Below are 19,986 nucleotides of genomic sequence, written 5' to 3'. Positions count from 1 at the left end.
CCAGGACCGCCTGTTCCGCTTCGGGAACTGCGCTTGCGTGCCGAGGAGCATCCAGCCTCCGCCACACGGACCTGAGCCCTACCAGTCGTCAGCGTCCAGGAATTCGTGGCAGGTGTTCCACACCGCCTCGGCCGAGATCGCAAATTCCCGATTGCGTGAAGCGGTGCCGTCCACGTAGGCGCGCTCACTCTGCAGCAGTGCCAGCTGAGCAAGCACGCGGTGCTCGGCATCGCTGACCGCTCGCTCACGCTTCGTCTTCGCCGCGGCACGCCTGCGCTCGAACTCTCCTTGCCGGGCCTGAAGCTTGGCCGTCTGCTGGGCGATCTGCTCCAGCAGCGTGGCCCGCTCCTCGGCCAGGGACGTCAGCTCGGTACGCACGGCCCGCTCCTCAGGACTGACTCGTGAGACCTTGCTGCTGATCCTGCGCCCGGTCTCCTGGAAGACGCGGGTGCGTTCCCGGTCGAAGTCGGCCTGCCGGGTCCGTAACTCCTTTTCACGGGCGAAGATTTCCAGCCCGCGCTTCTTGCGCGGCGTCATCTGCTGGGAGGCAGCGGACCTGTCCATGTCCGCATCGTGGCAGGTGTCGTCAGGGCAGTCAGCTGGTGCTGCCGCCACGATCCCCTTGCTCGACCGACGGCAGTTCCCGGCTCCAGACCTGACCGATTTGGACGCTTGGCAATCTAGGACGATCGCCGACTGGCGAAGAGAGCCCGAGATCCACAGGAAGGAACGAACTCCGTGGGGGTGAAGTCTGCTCGTCCAGTTCAGGTCAGCCACGCTGATCACCGTCAGAACCTCCTCCTCCCCCGCAATGGTCAGCACGGGCATCTGCGTGCCGTTCGGCATCTGCAGCCGGTACAGGCCCGGCTCGACCGGGCGTCCGTCGACCAGGAGCCGCTCGCCGTCGGTGAACTCGATCCCCTGGCGCGGCGGATGTACGACGCCATCGCCCCGCAGGTCGACAAGATCAAGCCTGGCAGCGCGGGCGGACCGATCCCCGGTCGTCCTCGACGAAGTCGTGGCGACCACCACCGTTCCGGTCTTCTCCTCTCCCAGTTCTTCCCCGTCGTGATGAAGGGGCCGGGCCCGAGGCGCTCGTTAGCTTCGGCCCCGGCCGTCCGAAGGTGGACTGGTTCGTGACGTCACAGCCTTATGGCACTACGGTCCCACCATGACAACTCCACACCCCACAGGTCCGGCATGGATCACAGCGGTGGTTAACCAGAAGGGGGGCGTCGGCAAGACGGCCTCGACCATCAACCTTGGTGGAGCCTTGGCCGCACGTGGTCATCGAGTTCTGCTGGTCGACCTGGACCCGCAGGGCCACCTATCCGACGCCTTGAAGCTCCTGGACACAGCCACTGAGGGTGCCGCGCTCGCCGATGTCCTTCTCGGCAAACTCGACCCTGCACGGTTTGGCGAACTCCCCGTCACCCACTCCGAGGCCGACAACGGCGGCATCCTTGACGTCATCCCCACCACCGACGAGATGTTCCTGGTCGGCCCCGGCATGTACCAGCTCAAGGCCCGCGAGATGCGACTGAAGCGGTTCCTTGCGGAGTTGGCCGACCGCTATGACTACATCCTGATCGACTGCCCACCGTCGCTCGACGTGCTGACCGACAACGCCCTGACGGCCGCTGACGGTGTTCTGATCCCGGTCCAGCTCGAGGACTCGACCATCCGCGCTCTTCGCCTACTGTTTGCTCAGATCGAATCCGTGGAGGCCGACCTCCGCACCGACCCTCTGGTCATCCACGGCATGGTCGCATCGATGGTCGACCGTGGGTCCGGCGGGCTGCCGAGGTCGAACATTGGCCGATCGGTCCTGAAAGCGCTGGAAGGGCTTGGCATCCCAATTCTGGCAACGGTGCCGCGGGGGGTGTCGATCACCGAAGCGTGGAGGGAAGGCGACACTGTGGCCACGTACGCACCAGACAGTGAGCACGCTACGGCATACGTGGAAATGGCCAAGGTCCTGGAAAAGGGTCGGTCATGAACGCAGCGAGGGGAGGGAGTAATAAGACGGCGCCCGAAGTTGGGGACCTGGTCGGCACCCTGCGACGCCGTCACAAGCCGGATCAGCCCACCGACGCAGATGCCAAGGTGGCGGACACGCCTGCTGTTTCACCGAGCCCTGCGCTGCGTCCGGCGGAAGACGTGCCGCTGGCGCTGCCCGCCCCCTATGAGGCGCGGAACGACGGTCAGCTTGAACTGGCGGAGCGCGACGACCTCGCGGCATGCGAAGCGGCCATTGACGGTCTCCGGGTGGCGTTTTGGGCTGCCGGGAAAGCCTTGCAGGTCATCCGGGACGCCCGGTTGTATCGCGCCACGCACACGACGTTCGAGGAGTACTGCGAGGATCGGTGGGAGATGAGCCGTAGCTACGCCAACCGGCTCATCCGCGAGTGGCCCCTTGCTGAGGCGTTGGTGCCAATTGGCACCAAGACCCTGACCGAGAGCCATGTCCGCGAGCTTCTTCCCCTTGCCGAAGAGCACGGTTCCGAAGCAGCCCTGACGGTGTATCGGACCGTGGTCGAGGTCGATGGAGTTCGAGTCACTGCCGCGATTCTCAAAGACGTGATGAGCGTCCTGCCTGACGATCGCTTCGACTCAGCTGAGGCCGTTGAGCAAATTCGCACCTACCTGGCCGGCGGCCAAGAACGACCCGAGCGGGCGGAAGCCAGTGCAGTCGAGACGTTCGCCGTCGAGGCAGGGAAGCTACGCACGATCCTGCAGCGTGTCGTCAAGCGCGACATCGTCCGGAGCGCCGCAACCGAGAGCCCCGAGGAGGTCAAGAAGACCGTCGCAGAACTCAGGGCCCTGCTGGACGAGATCGAGCAGAAGGTGCTGTAGGCCGGAAGGGAACGAGGCCCGCCGAGTCGAGATCGGCGGGCCTCGCGTCTACAGGGTGTCAGGACAGGCGAGGCGTCACGACGGCCCCTGTACGGCGATGACGACCACGGTGATGTTGTCCGGACCACCACGTTCGATGGCCAACGTGACCAGACGCTCGGCCGTTTCGCCGGGGTCGCCGGACGACCTCATGGTGTCGCTGATGAGCTCGTTAGGCACAACCGCGCTCAGCCCGTCCGAGCACAACAGGAACCGGTCACCCGGGCGCAGGTCCCAGCGGGCGAGATCGGGCGATCTGCCATCGGCCCGACCATCGAGGAACCGGGCCAGGCGTTCGGGCAGGTGGGGCACGCTGGCGGCATCGGCTACTAGACGTCCATATACGTGATCCTCAGTGATTTGAGACAGCTGCTGGACTTCACTGCCGGTATCGCGTAGCAGGTAGGCCCGGGAGTCTCCCACGTTCGCCAGGACGGCTCTGGTGCCGGACCGCAGCATCGCCACCAGAGTGGTGCCCATACCTGCCAGGTCCGGGTCGTCTTCGATTCGGTGGCGTAGAGCCTCGTTGGCTGCGCTGATTGCCTCCCCAAGGACGGCGGAAAGGTCCGCTGGGTCGGCCTGGCGGTCATGGGACTTCAGGGTCTCGATCACGGTGGCGCTGGCGATGTCGCCGGCGACGTGGCCGCCAAGACCATCCGCGACTGCGAACAGCCATTCGCCTGTGTAAACAGAGTCCTCGTTGCGGCGTCGCACGAGTCCGATGTGGGTACGAGCTGCGGCCTCAACAATGACCACGGCCGTTCACCTGCCTGTCTCGGCGGCCTCAGGGCCTTCGGCGTCGTTGGGCCACGGGTCTTGGGCGGACTCGTCGCGGTGCAGTACGTGCACGGTCTCGACTCGGTCGCTGGCCACGATGTACTCCGTCACCTCGATCGGCTTTCCATCGCGTCCTGACGTGCCCACGCGCACGATTTCCAGCACGGGCAGGTTGGTCGGGATCTCTAGTAGACCAGCCTCGTCCTTGGTGGGCATCCGCGCCCGGTGGATCTCCATCCAGCTGATAGGCCAGTGCCCGGCTTTCTCCAGCCGATACAGCCAGTCTCCTGGCCCTGGAGCTTGGGAAGCGACTTCCGGAGCGTCAGTGACCCCGCGGGGGTGCACCCACGAGATGTTGATCTGGAACGGCGGCTCTGACTCCGGTCCGGTGACTCGAAAACGGCGCATCACCTCCGTGCCTGTCGGAACGCCCAACAGCTTTGCGATTCGAGGGTCCGTCAGCGGCTCAACGCCTGCGACTGGCGGAATGTGGTGTTTCCATACTTCCTGGCTGGAGGCCGAGGGGAAGGAGTACCCGGGGCTCCCACCAGCGACGTTCCGCTTCACCAGGTTGCCTCGTGGTCTACGCAGTCGCATCGTGCCGTGCCGGACAATAGTTCCCCGCCGCGGAGTGGAGATCAGCAGGCCCTCGGTCTCGAGTTGCCGTATGGCGGCCGCTATAGATCCTCGGGCTGCTTGGTAGTGCGCAGCCAAGTCAGCCATGCGAGGGATGGTCTCGCCGGGCTTCCACTCACCGCTTTGGAGACGGCGCCGTAGGTCATCGGCGATCTTCCCATATCGGGCTGCTCCGACCATGATCCCTCCCTTCTTCAAATGATTTGTTTGAACATATTGACAGCTGGGGATCTCGTGGGCAACATTCGATTTGTTCAAACAAACCTAACGCGACACGGGTTCTGTAAGTACTCCGTGTCCGGTTTGGGTTAGAGGCGGCGATGGCCTGTCCACCCATCGCCGCAGAGAAAGGTCCACGTCAAACGTGCGGCCCCGGTGTGTCCAGCACCGGGGCCACGGTGAGTCGCCCGTGAGAGGAAACCGACTCATGTCCATCATCGCTGATCTCCCCATGTCTCAGGAACGGCTGCTGACCTCGAAGGAGGTCGCAGGCCTGTTCCGGGTCGACCCCAAGACGGTCGTCCGCTGGGCGAACCAGGGTGCGCTGGCCGCCATCCGCACCCCCGGCGGCAGGCTGTACCGCTACCCCGAGTCCGTCGTGCTCGCCGCGCTGCGCGACGGCCTGACCTTCACCATCGGCCAGGACCAGGACGTCGAGGCGGTGGCCTGATGGCGTCCACCTACTACGACCCCCGCGCCCAGCGCGCCGTCGCCCAGGCCGAGGCCGAGCAGGCCCGCGCGGCCGCCGAGGCCACCCGCGCCGAGACCATGCTCCGGTTGGAAGCCGCTCGCGCTGAGCAGGCCAACCGGCAGGCCGAACAGGCTCGCCTCGACCAGCAGGCCCGCGAATACAGCCGTACCGCCCGCCGGCAGGAGCGGCACCAGCAGCGCGCTGAGTCCCGTACCGCCCGCCGTGCCGCAGTGCGTCGCGGCGCTGGAGCTCTGGCCGCCGCCGTCGTCACCCGGGCCCCGGTCATCGTGGGCGCCGTGGCGATGGGGGCGCCGATCGCGATCGCCTGGCGCGGTCAGTTCGAGTTCGCGCAGACCGTGATGCACCTGGGTGTCATGGCCCCGGCCCTGCCGATCGCCCTGGAGGGCGGGGTTTGGTACGTGGCGTTCCTGGTGCACCGGGCCATCGCCGAGAAGCTGCCGATCGGCCGCTACCGGGCGGCGACCTGGGGCCTGGCGGGAATCGCCGCCGGGATGAATCTCTGGCACGGCCTGCAGGCCAACGAGGACGGCCTGCAGGTCGGCGTGATCCTGGCGCTGGCCTCCCTGCTGGGGATCGCGCTGTGGGAGCTGACCGCGTCGCTGACCCAGCAGACCACCAGCAAGCGGTCGGCGGCGGAGATCCGCCGGGCGGCCTGGCGGCGTTTGCGTTACCCGCGCCTGTCGTGGGCGGCCGCCTCGATCCGCGCCTCGCGCGGCGAGGGGTGCTCGATCGAGCAGGCGTGGACGGCCGCGTGGATCGACCGCTACGGCGTCGGCCCGGCCGCCTCCCGCCGGGACCGCAAGCTCGCCCGCTCGATCGTGAAGTACGAGAAGAAGGCCGACCGGGCCGCCGCCAAGGACGGCCGCCTGGTCATCGTCGACGGGTCGATCGTCCGCCCCGGCACCGCCCCGGCCGAGTCGATCGAGGCAGGCGAGGAGGCCATGGCAAGGCTGCGCGCGTTCGCCGAGCGTCGCAGCGACGTCGCCAAGTCGATCGCGTTCCCGGCGCAGCGCCCGCAGATCGAGGCCCGTACGGAGCCCGTGCGCCCGTCCCGTACGGAGACCGTACGGCCTGCCCGTACGGAGACCGAGAACCCCCGTACGTCCGGCTGTACGGAGTCCGTACGGCCGCCCCGTACGGAGCCGGTCGAGCGGGAGGCCGCCGTGGCGGAGATCCGCCAGGAGATCCAGGCCGCCGCCGAGCGTGGCGAGGTTTGGGCCCCTGACTACCAGGTCCTCGAGGAGCGCTACGACCGTCGCCGGTCGTGGTGCGAGAAGGCCGTACGGGAGGCCCGTACGGGCGTGCGTACGGGCGGCGACGAGGGCGGCCGTACGGACGCGGAGGAGTCCCGTACGCAGCCCTCGCCCGCCCGTACGGACGACCTCACCAGCGACGCCAACGGCAGCGACACGACCCGTACGGAGGAGGAAGCGGCATGAGCGCCACCATCAACCAGGGCCTGACCCTGTGGCTTGCGGACCGTCCTGAGACCCCGCTGGCGGCCGTCCTGTCGTACTCCGCGGCCGACCCCTACGCCGTCCGGCTGGCCTTCATCCAGGGCAGCCGGGAGACGACCGTGTACGGCTTCGCCCGCTCGCTGCTGGCCGACGGCCTGTACGACCCGGCCGGTGAGGGCGACGTGCTGGTGGGCCCGCACACCGACTACGAGCCCTACCTGGTGCTGACCCTGCGCCCCGCCGAGGGCTACCCGTTCGCCTGCTACGTCGTCCGCGAGGCCATCGAGGCCTTCGTGGAGAAGTCCTACCGGCTGGTGCCGATGGGCCGCGAGCACCTCGACATCGACGCCGCGATCGCCCGGATCCTGGGAGAGGTGACCTCGTGACCAGCATCGACACCACCGAGGCGACCTACGCCCCCACCGGCCGCGACGAGCTGGTGCTGCTGCAGTCCGCGCACACCGCGCTGCTGGCCGCCGCCCGCGCGACCGTGGCCGCCGAGCGACGCGGCGAGGCCGACCCGGTCGCCCACCTGCGGTACCTGCTGGCCGAGACCGGGCAGCTTCCCTCCGCCGGGGCGCTCCCGGCGCGGCTGCTGGCCGGCACCCCCAGCCCCACCGCCCCGGAGCCGCAGACGCCGGTGTATGAGCGGACCTTCCCGGGGCGCCCGGAGACGATCGCCCAGGTCCGCCGGTTCGTGGCCGAGGTCCTGACCGGGTGCCCGCGCGCTGAGGACGCGGTGCTGTGCGCCTCGGAGCTGGCCATCAACGCCCTGATGCACACAGCCTCCGGATACGAGGGCGGGCAGTTCACGGTGCGGCTGCGGGTGTGCGGGCAGGTGCGCGTGCACCTGGAGGTCACCGACCAGGGCGCACATCAACCCAGCGTGACCGCACACGGGCCGCACACCCCCGCACATCCACACAGCGTGACCGCACACGGGTCCGCACACGCCCCGCACGTCCCCGCCCAGCGCGACGCCGCCCTGTCCCGCCCGGCCGACGAAGGCGGCCTGGGGCTGGGCATCGTGCGCGCCCTGGTCGGCGGCCAGCCCGGCGACGCGGGCCTGTCGTGGGACCGCACCCCCGACGGCGGCGTCACCGCCGCCACCCTGACCTGGCAGGCGCCCTCCCTCGAGGCGGCCGGCTGATGAACGCTCTGGTGACCTGGCTGGCAATGGCGTTCGCGCCGGGCTGGCCCGAGAGGTTCGCCCACGCCGTGGCGGTGGCGCTACTGGTCGCCGCCGCGGTGGTGATCGCCTTCGTCCTGGCCGAAGAGAGCAGCCTGCGCGGCCGGGCCCGCGCGGTGCTGCGCAGCTGGACGCGGGCGGCCGCGGCGACCACCACCGTCGAGACCCTGCCCGGCGGGACCGTCGTGGCCCGTAGCAGCACCGAGCAGACCGCCCGCTACCTGCTGGACGCCGTGATCAACGAGGAGGAACTGTGAGCCGCACCGACAGTCTGGACACCCAGATGGTCGCCTTCGAAAACGCCGAGATCATCGCCGGCCACGAGGCGTTCGAGAACTACCTGCTCAACACCCAGACCATGGCCCGCACGCTGGCGCTGATGCTGGCCCAGGACGGCGAGCTGGTGGCGACCTGGCTGCGCCACCGCAAGCCCCGCAAGGGCCCGCGGATCCCGCTGCTGGAGCGGGTGGGCATGTCCCGCCGCACCCGCGCCCACTCCCGCAACGCCGCCGACGCGCTGCTGGAGGCCGTCAGCGCGCTGCAGAAGATGGCCGCCGTCCACGCCGAGTACGTCCGGATGGAAAAGACCTCCGCCCCCGAAGACCGCAAGAAGTAACCCGCACCCACCAGGAGGTGGCCGATGACCAAGCAGATCGACCTGGTGGAGGCCGCGACGGCCTTCATCGACAGCGACGTCACCAAGTCACACCAGACCTACCGCGACTACCAGGAAAACGCCCGCGCGATGCTGTGCGCCCTGTCGCTGACCATGAGCGAGGACGCCCGCCACGCCGCGGCCTGGCTGCGTCACCGCACCGCGCCCGACGGGCGGCGGGTGGGCTGGCTGAACCGGGTCTGGCTGGCGGCCCGGCTGCGTGGTCACGGCAACACCGCGGCTGAGGCCCTGCTGGAGGGCGCCAAGGCCGTGGTGCGGATGGCCGCGGTCCACCAGGAGTACATGCTCGCCGAGTCCCAGACCAGCAAAAACAGTGCGAACGGCAAGCGGCAGGGCCGCTACGAGACCAAGGACGGTGCGTGATGGCACGCCGCAAGAGCAAGAACACGACTCCCACGAACCCGTCGGCGGAGCTCGTGCCGGTGGAGAGCCGCACCAGCGGCGGCTGGCTGCTGGTGCACGGCCTGCCGCTGGTCACCCCGGGCATCGGCGCCGTGGTGTTCGCTGTCCTGATCGTCTTGGCCCATGCCAAGTGGGGTGGTGATCCGGTGTGGACGCCGCTGCTGGCCATCCTGTTTTTGGCCATCGGCGGCCTGGTCACCGTCTTCGGGTGGGTCTCGGCCGGCCCCCGGGTGCTGCTGCGCACCCTGATGGTTGTCACCGGTTCCCTGGCCACCGGCGCCCTGGTGCTCGGCCTGATCGTCGGGATGGGCGCGATCTGGCCCGCCTACACCCTGTGCAGCCTGGTGGTGTGGGTGCTGTGGATCATCTGGCGAGGCACCAAGTACGCCGGAGCCACCCCCACGCCCGAGGGGGCGGGCAGCCCGTTGATGGAGGCCATCAAGCAGGCCAAGGTCCAGTTCGCCAACACCACCGTCGACGAGCGCGGCGTGGTGCGCACCCAGGTCGAGACCCTGCCCGGCGGCACCTTGGAAGGCGCCCGCGCGCTGACCCCGCTGATCTCTGCGGCCGGGCGGGCCGTGCCGGGCGGCACTCACCTGGCCGCAGACCTGGACGAGGACGGCCGCGGCGTGCTGGAGATCGCCACCCGCGACAACCTCAAGCACGGCGTGGCCTGGCCCGGAGTGGCCGGGCTGGGGTCGCTGCCCACCGAGCCGTTCGCGATCGGCGAGTACCAGACCGGGCCCTGCCTGGTGCAGATCGTCGGCGACGTCAGCAAGGACCGCCGCGCCCCCGACATCAAGCACCTGAAGATCGGCGGAGTGACCGGGTCCGGTAAGTCCACCGGCGCCCGCATCTTCCTGGCCTCCCAGATGGCCAAGCGCCGCCTGAACATCATCGGCATCGACCTGTCGAAGGGGTTGCAGACTTTCGGCCCGTTCGTGCACGGCATGACCTGGGTCATCACCGACGAGAGCGAGGCCCGCCGGTTCCTGCAGCGCCTCAAGCACGTCATCAAGGGCCGCACCAACCACCTGACCGCCGAGCGCCTGATGCGCTGGTCACCGAAGTCCAGCCTGAACCTGCTGGAGATCTGGGTGGAGGAGTCCAAGGAGTTTCGCCAGTTCGCCAGCGTGTACGCCGACGTGGTCGCCGACGCCCGCTCGGCCGGGATCTTCTTCGTCTCCTCCACCCAGCGGTGGAACTACCGCACCGCCTCCACCGACGTGCGCGCCAACCACGGCGCGGCGATCATGTTCGGCGTCGAGGAGTACGAGGACGCCGAGCAGATCCTGCCCAACGACGCCCTGGCCGCGCTCGGCAAGAACCTGCAGTACTGGGGCAGCAACCGGCCCGGCTACTGCTACGTGACCGGCCTGGGCATCCCGGTCAACCGGTGGAGCGCGATGGCGCGCATCTACGACCCCACCGACGAGCAGCTGCTGGCCGCCGTCGAGGTCGGCACCCCCTACCGCGACGGGATGGACGAGGTCACCGCCCGCCTGTTCGGCGAGCTGTTCGCCAACCGCACCCGCTACCCGCAGGCCATCTGGGGGTCCGGCAACGCCCACAACGGCCACAGCACCGCCGCAGCGGCCGCTCCCACCATCCCGACCCAGCCCACCCCCAGCGACGCCCACAGCGCCCCGCACGGGCAGGTGGCGCCGCCTGCCGCCCCCCGACGCCCCAGCACCCCCGCCATCACCGATGACGAACAGGAGATGACCGACATGGCCGACAACGAGATCGCCGCCGAGCGCGCCGAGATGCACCAGACGCTCGCCGAGGGCCGCCGCCGCTACCTGGGCGAGGACGCCCGCCCGACCGACCTGGCCGACGTCGACCCCGAAGACGCCATCAGCGGCGTCATCGTCGACCCCAACGCCGACACCGGCGAGGAGGGCGACGACGCGGTCGAGGAGGCCCAGGCGTCGCGCCCGACGCCGGAGGAGGCCCAGCGCATGTGGGATGAGGCGCTGGACGGCTGGTACCGGGAGGGCCGCGCCATGGTCAGCACCGCCGACCTGTCGGAGCTGCTCGAGACCGTTAAGCGTGATCGCCGCTTCCTGTACCGCCAGCGTGACCGGTGGCTGGAGGCGGGCTGCATCGCCGAGCGCCCCGACGCCGGCGGCTGGGACCTGGTCGCCTCCCCCATGGAAGGCGCCACCCGCTGACCGGCGGGCCCCGGCCACCGGGGCCCGCCCCGCCCGGCGCGCCCGCAGCAGGCGCGTGAGGGCGCCCGGCCCGCTTCGGCAACGTCACCGAACGCAACCGGCCCGGGTGCGGTGTGCGGGCGCCGCTTTCTCTATAGGGAAAACGAGGGTGTGCGTAAGGCCTGCACATGGTCTGCACACCTTACGCACACCCGATCGCACAGGCCCCGCACACCCCCGCACATCAACGGAAAGTAACCGCGCACGCCGCGCGCATCCCTCCGCACACCCCCACACAACCGCGAAACGTAAACGCACAGTCACCGCCAGCTAGCGCACATCGGGCGCACCGCCCCCGCACCACCCCGACTCGTCCCGTTCGCTCGACTTCTCCGAGGTGAAGACATGGCTCGAAAGACCGCCCGGCGGCGCCAAGCAGCCCTGCGTCGCACCGTTCGCCGGACCTCCCGCCCCTCGCGCACCGGCCCGGTGCTGCTGCTGGCCGGCGGCGTCGCGGCAACGGCGTGGATGTGGCTGGCCCGCCACACCGGCCGCGCCGTGCGGGCGCTGGGCACCGGCCCGGCCGACCTGGACGCGGCCCACCAGCGCGACGGCCTGGGCCTGCTGGCCGCCACGGCGGCGGTGGTCACCGCGCTGGCCGGATGGCACGTGGTCGACGGCGTCGCCATGCATCTGGTCGACCTGGCCGCCCGCGCGCTGGTCGGCTCGCTCGTCACCGTGGCGCCGGTCGCGCTGGCTCTGCTGTCCTGGCGGCTGCTGCGTGCCTGCGACAGCGAGATTGCCCTGGTGCGGCTGATGCTGGGTGCGCTGGCCGTCACCGCCGCGGCGGCGGGCGTCATCCACGTTCTGCACGGCCCCGGCCCCGGTGCCGACGCCCTGGCGGCCGGAGGCGTGCTCGGCTACGCCGTGGCTTCCCCGCTGGCGCTGCTGCTGCCCGCCCCGCTGGTGATCGCGCTGCTGGCCGTCCTAGCCGCTTACGGGCTGCTGGTGGCCACCCAGACCCCGGTCCGGCAGATCGGCTCCCGTGCCAGGAGTCTGCGCCACGGTGTTGCTCGCCGCGACCGCGCGCCGCACAGCGACAACCCCCGCTACGCCACCCGTTCGGCCGACGAAGACGACGATGTGGCCGACGTCGAGGCGGCGGCCGTCGACCACGCCGAGATCGACCAGGATGACGCGCAGCAGGTCCCCCGCCACCGCGGCGCCGTGCCGCCTCGCCCGCAGCCGATCGACCCCGACCTGATCGGCGAGCGCGGCCCCTACGACACCCCCATCCTCGACGCCCAGCAGGGCGCGCCCACCGGTTCCCCCGACACCACCGGCCCCGTCGAGGTCGCTGTCGAGGCCGCCGCGTCCGGGGCGCTGCCCGGCCTGGACCTGCTGCGCGCCGGTACCGCGGCCCGGCCCTTCACCAAGGCCAACGAGGCCGTGGTGGCCGCGCTGACCGAGGTACTGGCCGACTTCAAGGTCAACGCCGAGGTCGCCGGATTCACCCGCGGCCCCACGGTCACCCGCTATGAGATCAAGGTCGCCCCCGGGGTGAAGGTCGAGAAAGTCACCGGCCTGACCAAGAACATCGCCTACGCCGTCAAGTCCGCCGACGTCCGCATCCTGTCGCCGATCCCCGGCAAGTCCGCGATCGGCGTGGAGATCCCCAACACCGACAAGGACCTCGTCTCCCTCGGCGACATCCTGCGCAGCCAGGCCGCCCAGGCCGAGCACCACCCCCTGGTCGTCGGCCTGGGCAAGGACGTCGAAGGCCGGGTGATCCTGGCCAACCTCGCCAAGATGCCGCACCTGCTGATTGCCGGAGCCACCGGGTCCGGCAAGTCGGTGTGCGTCAACGGCCTGATCTCCTCCATCCTGATGCGCGCCACCCCCGAGCAGGTCCGCCTGGTGCTCATCGACCCCAAGCGGGTCGAGCTGGCCATCTACGAGGGCATCCCGCACCTGATCACGCCGATCATCACCAACGCCAAGAAGGCCGCCGACGCGCTGGCCTGGGTGGTCGGCGAGATGGACCGCCGCTACGACACCCTGGCCGCCAGCGGGTTCCGCCACGTCGACGACTACAACCGCGCCGTGCGGGCGGGCAAGGTGAGCGCCCCGCGGGGCGCGGAGCCGCTGCAGCCCTACCCCTACCTGCTGGTCATCGTCGACGAGCTCGCCGACCTGATGATGGTCGCCGCCCGCGACGTCGAAGAGTCCATCGTGCGCATCACCCAGCTCGCCCGCGCCGCCGGCATCCACCTGGTCCTGGCCACCCAGCGCCCCAGCGTGGACGTGGTCACCGGCCTGATCAAGGCCAACGTGCCCTCCCGCCTGGCGTTCGCCACCTCCTCCCTGGCCGACTCCCGGGTCATCCTCGACGCCCCCGGCGCCGAAAAACTCGTCGGCCAGGGCGACGCGCTGTTCGCTCCGATGGGCTCCAGCAGGCCGACCCGACTGCAGAACGCGTTCGTCTCCGAAAAGGAGATCGCCGCGATCGTCCGGCACTGCCGCCAGCACGCCACCGACGAGCAAGCCACCCCCACTGTCACGGCCCCGGCCGGCGCCGTTCCCACCGGCGACGACCTCGAGCTGCTGGTGGCCGCGGCCGAACTCGTCGTGACCACCAAGTTCGGCTCGACCTCGATGCTGCAGCGCAAACTGCGCGTCGGCTTCGCCAAGGCGGGCCAGCTCATGGACCAACTGCACGAGCGCGGCGTGGTCGGCCCGGCCGACGGCTCCAAGGCCCGCGAGGTCCACATCAGCCCCGCCGAACTGGACGAGCTGCTGGACGAACTGCGCCAGGGCGCAGTCACCAGCGGCTAGTCAGCCCGTTTCTCTCTGAGCCCACCTACACCAACCAAGGAGTCCCTGATGGCCACCAAGCCCACCCCCACCACGAAGGTCGGCCCGCTCGCCGCGGGCGACCTGCAGATCAGCGCCATGACCGGCCACGGCAAGAGCGCGGCCGCGGCCATCGTCCTGGCCGAGGCGCGGCATCGACCCCACCGCCTCCTGCAGCCGGTGACCCACCCCGTTCACGGCTTTCGCATCATCCACGACCTGAAAGGCACCGACATGACCATCAAGCGCTTGTCCCGCCCCTTCCTGATCACGCTGCTCGCGGCCGCCGTGCTGTCCATGGCGTCGGCCTGCCCGGCCAACACCACGGCGGCCTGCGCTGCGGTCACGGTCGTCTCGCAGGACACCCCGCCCGAGCCGATCACCGACGGCAGTTACCGCGACGGTGCCGAGGAGGCGCCGCCCGAGCCCATCGAGGACGGCTCTTACCGCGACGGCGCCGGTCACAAGCACGGCCAGAAGGACCGCGACAACAACGAGCGGGTCAAGGACAGGACCAAGAGCCGCTGCTGACCTACCGGGACGGGCGCGCACCAGCGTGGTCACTCCGCCAAGACCGGCCACGTCGGGCGCGCCCGCTCACCCCGCTCATCCATCCAGATCAGGAGGCACCCCCATCATGACCCACCCCAAGCACACTCCCAAGACCCCGGGCGCGCTGACCGTCTTCGACCCGGCCGCCGTGCGCATCTCCTACGCCCCGCCCGCCGACGACAGCACCCCCGACAGCGCCGACGACGTCGCCGAGACGGAAGCCACCGCCGCGGCCGCCAAGAGCACGGACCTGCCGGGCCTGGCCGCGCTGGCCGAGGCGCTGCGCACCGCCGCGCACCTGCCCGGCGTGGTCGTTGTCGTCGATTCTGCGATCGGCGACAACGCCGCAGCCGGTGGCCATGACCGCTGCAGCAGGACCCCTGTGCTGGAGCTCGGCGCCGACCTGCTGGGTGAGCCCCGCCGCCAGGTGCTGGAGGGCACGCTCGCCCACGAGGTCGCCCACCTGGCGCTCGGGCACCCCACCCGCTCCTGGGCGACCATCTGGCGCAACGCCGCCCGCGCCGCGGTCGCCGGCGCGTTGCTGACCGCGGCCGCCGGATGGCTGCAGACCGCCGTGGTCCTGGCCGCGCTGACGGTCGCCCTGTGCCTGATCACGGTCCGGGTGCGGCGGCTGGAGGAGTACGACGCCGACCACTACGCGGTCACCCTGCTGGACCGGCTCGGTCAGCCCGGCCTGCAGATCCTTACCACGATGCTCGTCGACGCCGCCCGTGATGAGCCCGCCTGGTACTCGTGGGGCGGGTGGGTCGCCGGTGAGCACCCCACCGCCGCCGCCCGGCTGCGCGCCGTCGGCCGCGGCATGCCCGCTGCTCGCCACATCCTCAATCCCCTGCGCGTCCTGTTCGGCCTCGCGCGCTGAGGCTGCGGGTGCCCGCCCGGCCCCGGTGGCCGGGCGGATGCCCGGAGCAGAGCGCTCCCCGACCCGAAGGAGACACCCATGGTCGAGACCCTGGAACAGGCGGTCGCTGACATCGGATCCGCCCTCGCCGGTGGCGACTTGTCGGCCGCCCGTCGCCACTTCGACCGGGCCGCCCACGGCAGCCCGGAAGCCGTAGGGAGCTTGGTTCTCCGGCTCGCGGCAACCGTTGAGATCCCGACAGGGACCGTCCTGTGCGGCGCCGGGATCGACGTGTGGGGCAACCCGTACCGCAGCGGCCACGCCTGGCGGTGCGGGGCCTGCCCGTGGACCGGCAGCAACTACGCCACCGCCTGCGCCGCCCGCAGCGCCGCCGACAAACACGCCCAAGAGCACCCGGGGATCACGGTGCTCACCGCCTGCACCGTCCCCACCGGCGCTCACCGGAGCGGCTGAAACCTCAGACGGGCGCGCACCAGCACGGCTCTCCGACCAAGAAGCCCCGCGCCGGGCGCGCCCGCTCACCCCACCCAACCCAGCACCACCGGATCAGAGAGGCACCACCCATCATGCACAACACCACCAACGGCACCAGCCCGGCCCCGGCCGCCGCGACCAAGATCTGCGACGGCTACAGCGTCGGCGTCCTGGTGCGCGATGACAAAGACCGCTACCTGCTCATCCAGCGCGGCACCGCCCCCGCCGGATGGGCGCCGGTGGCCGGTCACGTCGACAACCACGGCACCTCCGAGGACACCGCCCGCCAGGAGGTCTACGAGGAGGTTGGCCTGACCGTGCACGGCCCGCTGGAGCAGGTCACCGGCGGCTGGCGGCCCAACCGGTGCCGTCGCGTTCTGCCCGCCGACCGCCAGGCCGGGCACTACTGGTTCGTCTACCAGGTCGAGGCCGACGCCGTGAGCGGCACGCTCACCCCCAGCGCCCGGGAGACCCGGGGCGCGGCCTGGCTGGGTGTCGGCGAGCTGCAGCACCTCGCCGACCGCGCGGTGGCCTACGCCCACGGCGCGGTGAGCGACGCCGAGTGGGCCGCCGACCCCGGCCTGGAGCCGGTCTGGGCCGAGTGGCTGGTCGAGGCCGGGATCGTCACCGTCTCCGGCGACGACCTGGCCCGCCTCGACGAGCTGGCGGCCCGCTCTCCCGTCGCCCCCGCCGCACCGCAGACCTTCCCCGCCCACGCCCTCCCGGTCCCCGTCGGCGAGCAGGTCCGGGCTCACCTGACCCGGCTGGACGAGCGCGGCGCCGCCGACTTGATCGCCGCGACTGAGGCCGCCCGCGCCGAGATCGCCCGCACCGACACCAAGTCCGGGATCCTGCTGGCCTTCACCGGGACCGCCTTCTCCGTCCTGGCGGCCCTGGTCGCCCTCGCGTCCGGGCTGGCCGTCCCGGCCCGCGTCGGCCTGGCGCTCGCCGTGGTGCTGCTGGCGGTCTCCTCCGCCGTCGTCTTGACCGTGGTCCGCCCGGCCCTGTCCCGCCGCGGGCAGGGGACCGGCGTCCTGGCGCACGCCGAGGCCGACAGCCCCGAGGAACTGCTGGAGACCCTCGCCGACGACCCGGAAACGCGGCAGGCGGCCGACGTGATCTGTCTGGCGCAGATCGCCCGCAGCAAGCACGGCCGCCTGCGGTGCGCGGTCGACCTGATACTCGCCGCCCTGGCCGTCGTGGTCGTCAGCCTGCCCCTGGGCCTGTAGTCCGGCCGAGCGGCACCAAGGAGCCGAAATGACCACCGAGACGAACGCCGCGGCATTTCGCCGCCGGGCCCTGCTCGCGCTGGACCTGACCGTCGCCGGCGACACCGACGGCGCCCGGGAGGCCGTGCGGGACCTGCGCACCCACCACGGCCCCGGCCATCTGACTGAGGCCCTACTGGTGTGGGTCGACGCCCTGCTCGGCCGCACCCCGCCCGCCTACCACGAGGCGCTGCAGGCCACCCCCAGCCACGACCACAACGGCGACAGCGACCCGGTCACCCGGTGGGCTCAGGCGCTGATCACCGCCGTCGCCACCGGAGACAAGGAGGCCTTCGTCGCGCTGCGGCTGGCCATCCCCCGTCACGCAGCCCGAATCGAAGCCCACCAGATGGGCCTGCTCACCGCGATCGCCACCCACCTGCGCAAGGCCGAGACGAGGAGCTCGTGATGGCCACCCGATCCAGCACCGCCCGCCGAAGCACCCGTACCACGCCCCGCCGCAACACGGCGGGCAACGAGTCAGGACTCACCCTGACCCTCAGCGACCGCGGGATCCTCACGGCCCCCATCACCCCGCCCACCTTCGACCAGGTCCTCATCGCGACGCAGCTATGCGAACGCTACGGCCGCGACGAGGCCGAGATCGACACGTTCCTGACCATGCTCGGGCTGGCCTGAGTCATGCCCGCCAGCACCCTGCCGCCGTCCTCGCCCGCGTTCGTGGGCGGGGACGGCGTCCTGCCGCCGGTCGACGGGACCCCACAGGCCCGCCTGGGCGGTCCCGCCCCTCGATGGATCCCTGCTGACCAGCGCAAACCGAAAGTAATCATGGCGGCGCGACGTAAGCTCAGCGACCTGCTACACACCGGCCTCATGCCCGCAGCCCCCCGCCCGGCGCCCGGTGTGGTGTCTCAGTACTCACTTTTTCCCCAACCGTGGCACGCTTTGTCAGATATGGTCCTGACAAGACAGGGCTTTAGTCAGTCAAGAAGCATGTCGAGGAACGGGGGCGCGGCTGGGACAGGTTGGCGGGGGCCTGTCGGGGTGTGGGCCCTGAGGGGTGGTCTGGGTGTCTGGGTGTGCAGATGCGCCCACGTAGCGCGACACGCCCAGGCACAGCAGGGCGTGAGCGTCCCCACGAACCCCGTGATCGTGGAAGGATGCGGGACTGACTCAGTCTTAAACATCGCAGGGAGACAGCCCAGGCAAAAAGAAAACGCCCCGCAGAGCGAGGCGCTTCTAGATCCCAAAACTTCACATGACACACCTGGACGTTCAGCTCCTGTGCTTTGGCCGGCGAGTGAGCTGAGCGGCTTCGGCGTGTCTGCCTTTATTCACGTCTGGAGACGACCATAGCAGGCCAGGCGTTGAGCTCACTACGCCCTGAGCGCGACACGCCGGGCTTTGAGGTCAACCACACCGATCAATGCGCCGCCCACGGGGTGGCGCGCGTCCTCGGGTGTGCCGAGTGTGTCGCGTTCAAGCGCGCCGCGGTCGACGCCGCGGTGACGGCCGCCTTCTGGCTGGCCGGAGGCGCGGCCCCGGCCGAGGGCCAGCGCTCCTGGCTGCGCGCCGTCGAGGCCCACCCGGACGCCGCCGTCCTGCGCGGGGACGGCTGGCGCAACCTGCACGCCGTGGCGCGGGTGGTGATGTGGCGGGCCTCTCGCTGCGAGATCACCCGGGCCTGGACGTCGATCCCGACCCGCACCCTGATCATGCGCCGTACCGGCCTGCGCGAGACTGCCGCCAAGGGGTGGGTGCGCTGGCTGCGCGAGCGCGGGTTCCTGGGCACGGTGACCGCCGGGTCGACTCCGCAGTACCGGCCGGGCATCCACGACGACGGCGCCGGCAACCTCGGCGCCGAGTACATCCTGATGATCCCCGGCACGCTGCGCCGCTCAGCGCGCCGCAGCGGCCCGCAGAACCCCGCCCCGGCGATCACTACCGGGCCGGCCGCACCGGCCGCCACAGCCGCACCACCGGCCCCCGCAGCCCCCTCCGACGACCATCCCGTCTCCCCCGTCTCGCCGGCCTCGATCCCTGGCCCCGCCCCGGCCCTGCACGCCGTCCCCGGCCCCGTTTCCGGGGACGAAAAACGACCCCCCTCTGTGGTTCTCCAGGAGAGAACCACAGAAGATCTTGATCCCCGTAACACGAGCGCACGACGCGCGCGCGAAGAGGCTGACAAGGCCAACGATTCCAAGATCAACATGGCTGGGAGCGACACGGTCTGGACGTGGTCGCTGTCCGTAACGCCGGGAACCAGAGTCGAGATGCTGAAAGCAGCCCAGGCCTTGCGTTCCCGCAGCGCGACCCTGCGGCGGATCTCCGCCCGGCACCTGCGCTCGGTGCTGCGCGAGTGGTGGGTGGCGGGCTGGACACCCGATGACGTGCTGCACGGCCTGGACCACCGGCCCGACGGCCAGCCCTGGACGCTGACCAGCGACCCGGCCTACGTGCCCGGCTGGATCCGCCACCGCCTGACCTGCTGGCGCACCCCCGACGGCACCCCCGCGACCTCATACTCCCAAGGCCGCGCCCAGCGCCGCGCCGCCGCGGCCGCCGCCCTCACCGAGACCCGCGAGCGCCGCGCCGCCGCCCTGACCCAGCGGGCCGACGCCACCACCGCGGCGGCCGCCGCCCGCGCTCAGCTCACCGCCGCCAGCCCGAAGGCCGACGAGGCGATGCGCCGCCAGCGCGCCCAACAGGCCGACCAGGCCCGCCGCGCCGCGAAGACCGCGACCACCACGACCGCCCCGGTCGAGGAGGCCCCGCTGACGCCGATGACCGAACCCGAAGAGGCCTTCGCCCGCGAGGTTCTGGCCCGCCACGACCTGCCCGCCACCACCTGGGCCACCGAACCCGAGCCCGAGCTCAACCAGGGGTCCGACGACACGGCCACGCTCGCCGCCGAGCGGGCCTGGCTGGTACAGATGATGGCCGGCCGCACCCAGGAGAACCGCCGATGAACCCCACCATCGAGAACCCTGGTTTCGTCGCCCGAGCTCACGCGGCGGCTGCCGCAGGCACCCGCACCAGCCAGGCTCCCCGGTCTCCTCGACGATCGTCCCGGCCATCGAGGAGACCCAGGCCGGGCACGG

Annotated in this window: 21 protein-coding genes; 18 read left to right on the top strand and 3 right to left on the bottom strand. The window is 70.8% G+C overall.

Annotated features, from left to right (window positions below):
* Window positions 1-78: 78 nt before the first annotated feature.
* Window positions 79-1,032, bottom strand: coding sequence for a hypothetical protein (locus AB0N02_RS36325; protein ID WP_363956192.1), 954 nt, complete (start codon window positions 1,030-1,032; stop codon window positions 79-81).
* Window positions 1,033-1,213: 181 nt separating this feature from the next.
* Between AB0N02_RS36325 and AB0N02_RS36320 the strand changes: the two genes are divergently transcribed.
* A complete protein-coding gene (locus AB0N02_RS36320; RefSeq protein ID WP_363956190.1) occupies window positions 1,214-1,999 on the top strand; it encodes a ParA family protein in 786 nt (261 codons plus the stop codon).
* Window positions 1,996-2,856, top strand: a complete 861-nt coding sequence (locus tag AB0N02_RS36315) for a hypothetical protein (RefSeq protein WP_363956187.1) — start codon at window positions 1,996-1,998, stop codon at window positions 2,854-2,856. The genes AB0N02_RS36320 and AB0N02_RS36315 overlap by 4 nt, the downstream gene beginning before the upstream one ends.
* A gap of 75 nt (window positions 2,857-2,931) precedes the next feature.
* Here AB0N02_RS36315 and AB0N02_RS36310 read toward each other — a convergent pair whose 3' ends face one another.
* Window positions 2,932-3,651: a protein phosphatase 2C domain-containing protein gene (locus AB0N02_RS36310; protein ID WP_363956184.1), complete on the bottom strand. Its 720-nt coding sequence runs from the start codon at window positions 3,649-3,651 to the stop codon at window positions 2,932-2,934.
* Between the two features lie 6 nt (window positions 3,652-3,657).
* Window positions 3,658-4,488 carry a GntR family transcriptional regulator gene (locus tag AB0N02_RS36305; RefSeq protein ID WP_363956181.1) on the bottom strand — a complete coding sequence of 277 codons (831 nt, stop codon included), beginning with the start codon at window positions 4,486-4,488 and terminating at the stop codon, window positions 3,658-3,660.
* A 247-nt stretch (window positions 4,489-4,735) separates the two neighbouring features.
* On the opposite strand from AB0N02_RS36305, the gene AB0N02_RS36300 reads away from it, so the two are divergent.
* The 16 genes from AB0N02_RS36300 to AB0N02_RS36225 all read left to right on the top strand — a co-directional run bounded on the left by AB0N02_RS36300 (window position 4,736) and on the right by AB0N02_RS36225 (window position 19,854).
* Complete coding sequence (locus AB0N02_RS36300) at window positions 4,736-4,978, top strand: helix-turn-helix domain-containing protein (protein ID WP_363956178.1); 243 nt, start codon at window positions 4,736-4,738, stop codon at window positions 4,976-4,978.
* Window positions 4,978-6,459, top strand: coding sequence for a DUF2637 domain-containing protein (locus AB0N02_RS36295; protein WP_363956175.1), 1,482 nt, complete (start codon window positions 4,978-4,980; stop codon window positions 6,457-6,459). Before AB0N02_RS36300 ends, AB0N02_RS36295 begins: the two co-directional genes overlap by 1 nt.
* On the top strand, window positions 6,456-6,863 hold the full coding sequence (locus tag AB0N02_RS36290) for an SsgA family sporulation/cell division regulator (RefSeq protein ID WP_363956173.1): 408 nt from the start codon (window positions 6,456-6,458) through the stop codon (window positions 6,861-6,863). Before AB0N02_RS36295 ends, AB0N02_RS36290 begins: the two co-directional genes overlap by 4 nt.
* Window positions 6,860-7,627, top strand: a complete 768-nt coding sequence (locus AB0N02_RS36285) for an ATP-binding protein (protein ID WP_363956170.1) — start codon at window positions 6,860-6,862, stop codon at window positions 7,625-7,627. The genes AB0N02_RS36290 and AB0N02_RS36285 overlap by 4 nt, the downstream gene beginning before the upstream one ends.
* Window positions 7,627-7,923 carry a hypothetical protein gene (locus tag AB0N02_RS36280; RefSeq protein ID WP_363956167.1) on the top strand — a complete coding sequence of 99 codons (297 nt, stop codon included), beginning with the start codon at window positions 7,627-7,629 and terminating at the stop codon, window positions 7,921-7,923. The genes AB0N02_RS36285 and AB0N02_RS36280 overlap by 1 nt, the downstream gene beginning before the upstream one ends.
* The gene (locus AB0N02_RS36275) at window positions 7,920-8,282 is read left to right on the top strand and encodes a hypothetical protein (protein ID WP_363956164.1); all 363 of its coding nucleotides are present in this window, start codon (window positions 7,920-7,922) and stop codon (window positions 8,280-8,282) included. Before AB0N02_RS36280 ends, AB0N02_RS36275 begins: the two co-directional genes overlap by 4 nt.
* A 24-nt stretch (window positions 8,283-8,306) precedes the next feature.
* Window positions 8,307-8,705 (top strand): hypothetical protein, encoded by a 399-nt coding sequence (locus AB0N02_RS36270; RefSeq protein ID WP_363956161.1) that lies wholly within the window; start codon window positions 8,307-8,309, stop codon window positions 8,703-8,705.
* Window positions 8,705-10,918, top strand: coding sequence for a hypothetical protein (locus AB0N02_RS36265; protein WP_363956158.1), 2,214 nt, complete (start codon window positions 8,705-8,707; stop codon window positions 10,916-10,918). Before AB0N02_RS36270 ends, AB0N02_RS36265 begins: the two co-directional genes overlap by 1 nt.
* Before the next feature lie 384 nt (window positions 10,919-11,302).
* The gene (locus AB0N02_RS36260; RefSeq protein WP_363956155.1) at window positions 11,303-13,732 is read left to right on the top strand and encodes a DNA translocase FtsK; all 2,430 of its coding nucleotides are present in this window, start codon (window positions 11,303-11,305) and stop codon (window positions 13,730-13,732) included.
* A 48-nt stretch (window positions 13,733-13,780) separates the two neighbouring features.
* Complete coding sequence (locus tag AB0N02_RS36255; RefSeq protein ID WP_363956152.1) at window positions 13,781-14,281, top strand: hypothetical protein; 501 nt, start codon at window positions 13,781-13,783, stop codon at window positions 14,279-14,281.
* Window positions 14,282-14,387: 106 nt separating this feature from the next.
* The gene (locus AB0N02_RS36250; protein WP_363956150.1) at window positions 14,388-15,182 is read left to right on the top strand and encodes a M48 family metalloprotease; all 795 of its coding nucleotides are present in this window, start codon (window positions 14,388-14,390) and stop codon (window positions 15,180-15,182) included.
* A gap of 78 nt (window positions 15,183-15,260) precedes the next feature.
* Window positions 15,261-15,635, top strand: a complete 375-nt coding sequence (locus tag AB0N02_RS36245) for a hypothetical protein (protein ID WP_363956147.1) — start codon at window positions 15,261-15,263, stop codon at window positions 15,633-15,635.
* A gap of 113 nt (window positions 15,636-15,748) precedes the next feature.
* Complete coding sequence (locus AB0N02_RS36240) at window positions 15,749-16,885, top strand: NUDIX domain-containing protein (protein ID WP_363956144.1); 1,137 nt, start codon at window positions 15,749-15,751, stop codon at window positions 16,883-16,885.
* A 28-nt stretch (window positions 16,886-16,913) separates the two neighbouring features.
* The gene (locus tag AB0N02_RS36235; RefSeq protein ID WP_363956142.1) at window positions 16,914-17,333 is read left to right on the top strand and encodes a hypothetical protein; all 420 of its coding nucleotides are present in this window, start codon (window positions 16,914-16,916) and stop codon (window positions 17,331-17,333) included.
* Window positions 17,333-17,563: a hypothetical protein gene (locus AB0N02_RS36230; RefSeq protein WP_363956139.1), complete on the top strand. Its 231-nt coding sequence runs from the start codon at window positions 17,333-17,335 to the stop codon at window positions 17,561-17,563. Before AB0N02_RS36235 ends, AB0N02_RS36230 begins: the two co-directional genes overlap by 1 nt.
* A gap of 689 nt (window positions 17,564-18,252) precedes the next feature.
* Entirely contained in the window at window positions 18,253-19,854 is a 1,602-nt protein-coding gene (locus tag AB0N02_RS36225; RefSeq protein WP_363956136.1) for a hypothetical protein, read from the top strand.
* Window positions 19,855-19,986 lie beyond the last annotated feature (132 nt).

The sequence above is a fragment of the Streptosporangium sp. NPDC051022 genome (assembly GCF_040683035.1).
Lineage (GTDB): Bacteria > Actinomycetota > Actinomycetes > Streptosporangiales > Streptosporangiaceae > Streptosporangium.
Note: the sequence above shows the minus strand (reverse complement) of the source record. Positions and strands in the feature narration are given on the sequence as shown.